Annotated in this window: 1 protein-coding gene; it reads right to left on the bottom strand. The window is 60.3% G+C overall.

Features of this window, described 5'->3' with window-relative positions:
- Nucleotides 1–3: 3 nt before the first annotated feature.
- Nucleotides 4–368, bottom strand: a 365-nt coding sequence (locus tag SB689_RS22670) for a FimD/PapC C-terminal domain-containing protein (protein ID WP_410694327.1), incomplete at its 5' end; no start/stop codon positions are given.

The following is a 368-nucleotide window of genomic DNA, read 5'->3' as shown; positions in this document are numbered from 1 at the left end:
TTTTTAGGGCTGGCATTGCAGGCGCACGCGCTCGTAGTTCAGGGCTTTGTTGCGCTCAGGCAATGCGTAGGGCGCCAGGCAGTGTTTGTCAGCCCATTTGATGGTGAGGGTGGCCGAGTCCTCTTCCACCAGCGCCAGGGCTTTACCGCTCGGGTGGGAAATGGCCAGTTGTTTACCGGCGGCGTCTTCTAACGCGGCGCCAAATGGAATGGCCTTGTTCTGCGCGTCAAACAGCTCGAACTGCACCCGTCGCCCGATCTTGCCGACATAGCGGGCCAGCACCACGGCACCCCGTCTTGGTACGACTTGCTGGGTTGCATTATCGATCTCGATGTCCGCACCCAGATCCCGGGTATCCAGGCTGATCC

This window comes from Chryseobacterium sp. SIMBA_038 (genome assembly GCF_046535115.1).
Taxonomy (GTDB): Bacteria; Bacteroidota; Bacteroidia; order Flavobacteriales; family Weeksellaceae; genus Chryseobacterium.
Note: the sequence above shows the minus strand (reverse complement) of the source record. Positions and strands in the feature narration are given on the sequence as shown.